This window comes from Halomonas llamarensis (assembly GCF_023555005.1).
In the GTDB taxonomy this organism is placed as follows: domain Bacteria; phylum Pseudomonadota; class Gammaproteobacteria; order Pseudomonadales; family Halomonadaceae; genus Vreelandella; species Vreelandella llamarensis.
Genome location: NZ_JAMJPJ010000055.1, coordinates 1 through 6,041, shown reverse-complemented (window position 1 = coordinate 6,041; position 6,041 = coordinate 1). Strand labels below are relative to the sequence as shown.

Here is a 6,041-nt window from a genome sequence, read left to right as displayed (position 1 = left end):
GATGCGACCTGGTTAAACCAGTAATCGATTCCCGCTGTGTCTGGGGCACGGCCCAGGCTTTCCTGGTACTGCTCTTCAATCGCCTGGCGCACGGCGTCGTTGGTTTGCTTGAGCGCCGGGGCTAGCTTCATGAGCCGCACGGCCAGTTCGCCCGTTGCTGTGTCGTTGAGGTTTTGTGCTTCGACTAGAGCGCGTAGCTCGCCTACGGTTTTGGGCACCTGGTCAGTAACGCCCGCCAGCGTTTCGCGGAGATCCGCTTGTGAGCGGCTTAGGCGCTCGGTTTCGGTGTATGTTGCCTGGTAGTAGCCTTGATTGATTGCAGCTAGGTTCTCGACGCCTCCGGCAATTTGCGCCAGGTTACCAGCAGCTTCATACGCCCCGGCGCCGGCAACGTCAAACTGCAGATTCAGCCGCTCCATGCCGCCCGCTAAAACGCTATGCGCCTGCTGTGCAACCTGGGCTTGCTGAACAACTTGCTCAATGCCGCCGTCAATGCTGTTGACGAACTCGCCGAACATGCCGCCAAGTTCTTCAAGCGCAGCTCGTGGACGTTCGTTCAAGGCAAAATCAACTATATCGGCGGCGTTGCCGCTTGATTTTTCTAGCCCTTGCACAGCGTCGCGCATCGCATCTAGCTCTTGCGGGCTTTGCGCGATACTGGCGACAAGGTTGTCGACCCTTACCGCAGCATCCGTTAATTCCTTAGCCCAGTCTTGCGAACCGGTGCCCGCGCGCTGCAAACGCTGGGTGCCACGGTCGCGGAAACCGGTAAAGCCTAGTGCTGATTTCCCGTAAAAGTCATCTCTAGAGTTCTGGTGCTCAAACACGCCATCTTTACCGCCGCCTTCTGCGCCTGCGTCAAGCGTGCCGGTGGTGCCAAATCGGCCGCTAAAGGGCGTGGGGGAGCTGCCAAATAACGAGCCAACACCGCCGCCCAAGAAAGACCCAATGGCTGCACCGATTGGTCCGCCGATGTACGTACCAGCGACTGAGCCGATGGTCGACCCGATCTGCTGGGCCTCGCTTTCGCCAAACACTTCTCCGGCACCCCAAGAGCCCGCAAAGCCAGCGCCCATTGACGAGAGGCCGGTCATGCCGCTGAAATTGGCGGTAGAGCCGCCTAGGAAGCCTGAAGTTGCCCCGCCTACTGCAGAGTTTGCTCCCTGCAGTGCGCCCGATGAAATACCCCCTTGCATACCCAACGACGAATTGATAGCAGGCGTTGCGCCTGTCCAGGCGATATTGCTCACGCCACCAGTAACCGCGTTGTAGGCATTTTTGCCCATGCTCATCAGGTTGCCGCCGCTAAAGCCGCCACCGGTTCCCGGCATGCCACCACCACCGGCATTAAACCCAAGCGAGGCGGTAATCTGGCGGGTGGTGTACTGGTGAATGACTTCAGCCAGCGTATCTAGCGCCAGGCGTTTGAACGAGCCGAAGGCGTCCTCAGAGCCGTCCAGAAACGAGCGCCACATGTCGACGCTGGCGTCATCCATGCGCTCTAGCTGGCGGTTATACAGCGTGGCCATGCGGTCGGCTTCATCGCCCACGGTAGTGGCCAGGTCTTCTGATTCACGCTGGGATTGCTGAAACGTTTCGTTCAGAAGCCCCATGGCCTGCATGTACTCTTGAGTCGACATGCGCCCAGAGGCTAAGGCCAAGTTAAGCATGCCCAGATCACGCGCATACTGGACTGTCTCGCGGCGATTGGGCGTGATGCGGTCGAGCAGGGATTCGTAGGCGTCGGTGAGGTCGGTGACTTCTTTGGATTGCTTAGCGGTTCCCGAAGTGAGGTCGGCGGTGGACTTGGTGGTCTTGAATAGCCAGTCGTCGAGGGTTTTCAGGGTTATTACGCCGTCACGATCAGCACCGGTGGCGTCTTCGCGCTCCTGGCGGTTGCGCTTGATGGCCGCCTGCAAATCCACCTGACGCTCCCAGAGGCCCGCCAAGGCTTGTGTCTGCTGGCCTATCGCACCCGCAACGCTATCCGCCATACCCTTGTGCGATTTTTCGTAAAATGCTTGGCGTGCCTCAAGCTCGGTCAGCTGAGCCATGGCCTCTTGAGCCTGCAGTGACACGGCTTCCAGTGAATTAACCAGGTTGTCGTAGCTGGCATCAAGCGCAGCAGCAGTGCCACCCCGTATGGCACGAGTGTTCGCCTCTAGTGCGTCATTGGCGTTCTGGGCGGCATAGTCAACCAGCCCCAGCTCTTCGCGGAACATATAAAGCAGGCCGCCAGCGCCGACTAGCAGGCCAAGCGGGCCGCCGACCAGGGCCATGGCGCCAGATAGCGCACGGGCAGCGCCCGCGCCGGTGAACATGGCAGCGTTGGCAGTGACCTGGGCGGCGGTGTATCGCCCGAGTGCCACGACAGCGGTGGTGCCCGCCACCGTGGCCAGCCCCTTGGTGATATCAACGGCTAGGCCCATATTACTGGTCAGCGTTTGCACGCCCGCTGCCGCTGTCTTGTAAGCGCCGGTGGAGCGTTCCAGCAGGTTAAGCTGGTCGGCCAGCTCGATCTTGGCTTCTTGGACTTTTTGCCCCAACGTGTCCTGAGCGCCACCCAGGCCCTCCGTTTCCCTGGCCGCCACGCCACCGTACTGGGCTGCCAGTTCATCAAGGATGAAGGCCTGGGCTTCCGCTGTGCGGTTGGTCTCGACCATCTCCGCGACCATTTCGCGCTGGGCATCCGTAAATACCGTGCCGGAACGCGATAGCGCGGTCATCCCCCTGACCGGGTCTTCCAGGGCCTTGCCCAATTGCAGAATACTTGAGTTAAGGTCGCCATTCAGCGCGGCGCTCATATCCAGCGCGGCTTTTGTCGCCTCATCGAAGGTGTCGCCTGCGACATTACGAAAGGTTAGCAACGTCTGCTGCGCGGCCATAATGCCTTCGGTACTTTCAAGCGTGCCCAACGCCAGTTCCCTGGCCTGCTGGTGCATCTGTTCAGCGGTGCGGTTGGCGGTACGCCCGGTGGTTTCCAGCAGCTGCTGGGTGCGCAGCAGGTTGGTTTCCAGCTGCTCACTCTCATCAAGCATACCGCGTAAAAACGACATGCCGCCCAACGCCGCCAGGCCAGCGCCAACCCCCAGGGCGACCGTGCGAAGCTTGTTTAAATGGCCAGAGACCGTCTGCGCCTGCTCACCTGTACCCTCTAACGCCCGCTCTGCCCGTGCGCCCTCACGCTCAGTGGTGCCGCCGAATGCCCGCACCTCTCCTTGAGCATCCCTCAAGGTGCCGGAGAGCTGCTTGCCATCGCCGGTCAGGGTGACGCTTAGCGTTAGATTGTTGTTCACTGAGCTTCCTTCTAACGTTTAGTTGCGGGGCTAGTGTCGGGGTTGGTTCATGACGCTGAGCGCGCCGCGCTCGATGAGCTGCACTTGATCCAGCCGCTCAAGTTGTTCTGCTGGGGGTAGCGGGTAGAGGCTGAGCACGCTGGTGATGGCCGTTACATCTAGCCCCACCGGGCCGCCCATGCCGCTGAATCGCCACTGGCGAGAGCAGCGCTGGAAGGTTTGGACGGCTTCCCAATTCTCCGGCAGCACCTCGAACAGATCCGGCTCGGTTGCCGCTGCCTCGGCTTCTTCTGCCAGTTCACCTTCCAGCGTGATCCCCAGCGCCGCCAGGTCTTCCTTGACCAGGCTAGGCTTACCGTTGCTGGCATCCGCCCAGTAACGGCCGGCCTCGATCAGTTCCGCGGCAGGTTCTTTTTTACGATGCTTCTCTGATAGGCGCTGCTCATCGCAACGGAGGCAGACGGGTCATTTTTGAGTGCAGACAGCAGCTCATCACCGGTTAGCGGCTGGCCGTCTTCCCCCGGCACTTCGATGCCTTCCACGCTGACCAGTACGCGATCCAGTAACTTAATGTCATCCGGCAAGTCGCGGGATTCGCTATGCGGTAGGATTTTGAAGGTGGCGGTAAATGCCCCTTTCACGTCCTTGCCGTTTTCATCAACGATCGTGAGGTTGACAGGCTGCTTGAAGGTACGGCTTGTATTGAGCGTAAACACGGGTGCTTCTCCTGGTTGATGGCGTCTGAAACGCTGGTTAACCGCCGCTTAGGCAGCGGTTAGTGGTTCGTAAAAGGCTTTATTTGGTGACGATGGTGACTTCGTCGTTACCGTCGATGGGTTCCGGGCGGTAGTTGATGCTCAGCATCTGGGTACCGTCCTGATCCGAGTACGTGGGCGATTCGATGCCCACCTTGGGCATGGCGATCTCAATGATCTCGCCCGCCGTTTTGCCGTGGGTCAGCGTGAGCGCACCGGTGCCCGCGTTCTGGGAGATCTCGAAGTAGTTCTTGGTGCTTACACCTGGGTCTTCGATGGTGAGCTGGCCAGACGGCGCACGGCCGGTGATCTGGATATCGTTGCTGCCGACCAACTTGCGGTGGACGACCTCGCCGCTCATATCGAGTGAGAACTGGTTGAACGGCACCGTGGCGCCCATGAAGTTGAGCGGCTCGGTGTTCATGGTGTTGACCGCCAAGGCGTCACGCCACTGGCTGAGCGTGACGCTGGGCAGCGCTTCTTGAGTAACCGGGCTGATCAACCCACGCAGGGTGAAGCGGATCACCGGCATGTTTTCTGCGTTGACGGTGAAGGCGGCCGTGCCGTGTACGCCGCGCCCTTTGTGCAGGTTGCCGTCGACGTGGGCGAAGAACACGCCGCTGTCTTCGTTTTCGGAGACCGGGGCGTAGGTGACGTCAATAGTGTCCTGGATCACCTCAGAAAAGCCGCAGCAACGCAGCATCTTGCCCCAGGGCGGCGCGGTGCCAGCGGTACCGCTGGTGTTCAGCTCGACCTCGACTTCTACCTGCACGTGCTTTTCCCCCGGCGCGCGGGGCGAGTTGCCGTAGTACGGCCGCACAAAGTTGCGCTCGATGTCGTTGCCGCTGAGCGGGGTAACGGTGATCTCGCGGGTCAAGATGGCATCCGTCGCCGCTGCCGGCGTGGTGGTGCCATCGTTGTAGTCGGATTCCAGGGCGAACAGCATCGCCCGGCGGTTGGTTCTCATGCTCACGGGGAGTTCTCCATATGACCAAGGACGGTCGGTATCCCGACGCGTCTTGGATGGTTACGCGTCGGGACTAGGCCACCAGTATTCGGCGGTTAGCACATCGGCCCAAAACAGGGCGTGGCTTTGCAGGGCCAATAGCTGGCCGCGTTGCCATTTCACGGGGATGTCGCCGCCTGGCGGCATCCAGTTAATCAATTGCGTTAGGGCGGGCTGGCGTAGCTGCGCCAGTTCGTCGTCACCTGCGGTGGCCACCGGGCCTAACGGTTGGTTACGGCGGCGAATCCCCGTGACCAGCAACACCTCGGTCTTCACGCGGTGGCGCGCCTGGTCGCTCATGGGGCCGTGGCTGACGGTTTCACGCCCGAGCACCAGCATCATGTTGGGGAGCTGGGTGTTGTTCTTGGCGGCTTCGACATCCGCTGCCAGCTGCACAGTGGGCATGCCGCCCAGGGCGTTTAGGCGATCAAGCCACGGCGTGAGCGAGAGCATTACGTGGCCTCTTGCTCTTTTTTGTTGCCCTGGCCTGGCAGCGTGTCGGCGGCGACCTCGTCATCGCTGAGCGGTTTGTTGGGCAAGGTTTCCATCATCAACTCGGGGTCGCGGGCAATGGCCTTGTAGGCGCTGCCTTTGTCATCCAACAGCAGGCGTTTGTATTCATTGCCGAAGATCACCCCGCACACTTGGCGTTTAACGCCAGGGGATGTCGTCTTTACCCGCACCGACACATCCGCACGGGGCTGTGGTGGTGGTGCGGGCTGCTCAGCCTTCGCTGCTTTCGTGGTCTGTTTGGCACTCATGTCTGTTGTCTCCGTCAAAGCGGGCTAGAAGCCACCGCCGTTAAACACCTGGCGGCCTGAGTTCATCTGCACGCTGCCTGCGCTGCTTGATGCTGGGCCGGTTGAAATGCCGAGCTTCACATCGCCGCGTGAAACGCTGCGTAGGAACTTCACTGCATCGTCGTAGCGCTTCTGCACTTGGTCGGATGCGTGTTCGTCATAAAGCCGGTAGCGGGCGATGTCG

At 60.6% G+C, this 6,041-nt stretch carries 6 protein-coding genes and 1 pseudogene; all 7 read right to left on the bottom strand.

The window, feature by feature from the left end:
• Positions 1 to 3,296, bottom strand: a pseudogene (locus M8006_RS17240) (phage tail length tape measure family protein); the annotation flags it as partial.
• A gap of 30 nt (positions 3,297 to 3,326) precedes the next feature.
• A complete protein-coding gene (locus M8006_RS17235; RefSeq protein ID WP_250084384.1) occupies positions 3,327 to 3,545 on the bottom strand; it encodes a DUF1799 domain-containing protein in 219 nt (72 codons plus the stop codon).
• Between the two features lie 143 nt (positions 3,546 to 3,688).
• Positions 3,689 to 4,012: a hypothetical protein gene (locus M8006_RS17230; RefSeq protein ID WP_250084383.1), complete on the bottom strand. Its 324-nt coding sequence runs from the start codon at positions 4,010 to 4,012 to the stop codon at positions 3,689 to 3,691.
• A gap of 79 nt (positions 4,013 to 4,091) precedes the next feature.
• Positions 4,092 to 5,018: a phage tail tube protein gene (locus M8006_RS17225; RefSeq protein WP_347709780.1), complete on the bottom strand. Its 927-nt coding sequence runs from the start codon at positions 5,016 to 5,018 to the stop codon at positions 4,092 to 4,094.
• Between the two features lie 60 nt (positions 5,019 to 5,078).
• Positions 5,079 to 5,510: a phage tail terminator protein gene (locus tag M8006_RS17220; protein ID WP_250084380.1), complete on the bottom strand. Its 432-nt coding sequence runs from the start codon at positions 5,508 to 5,510 to the stop codon at positions 5,079 to 5,081.
• Positions 5,510 to 5,818 carry a hypothetical protein gene (locus M8006_RS17215; RefSeq protein WP_250084377.1) on the bottom strand — a complete coding sequence of 103 codons (309 nt, stop codon included), beginning with the start codon at positions 5,816 to 5,818 and terminating at the stop codon, positions 5,510 to 5,512. Before M8006_RS17215 ends, M8006_RS17220 begins: the two co-directional genes overlap by 1 nt.
• Positions 5,819 to 5,842: 24 nt before the next feature.
• Positions 5,843 to 6,041 (bottom strand): phage protein Gp36 family protein (locus M8006_RS17210; RefSeq protein WP_250084374.1); only part of this gene is annotated, 199 nt, incomplete at its 5' end.

Coding starts and splice junctions, on each gene's coding strand:
- M8006_RS17225 (WP_347709780.1), bottom strand. CDS start 5,018: ATGAGAACCAACCGCCGGGCGATGCTGTTCGCCCTGGAATCCGACTAC.
- M8006_RS17220 (WP_250084380.1), bottom strand. CDS start 5,510: ATGCTCTCGCTCACGCCGTGGCTTGATCGCCTAAACGCCCTGGGCGGC.
- M8006_RS17215 (WP_250084377.1), bottom strand. CDS start 5,818: ATGAGTGCCAAACAGACCACGAAAGCAGCGAAGGCTGAGCAGCCCGCA.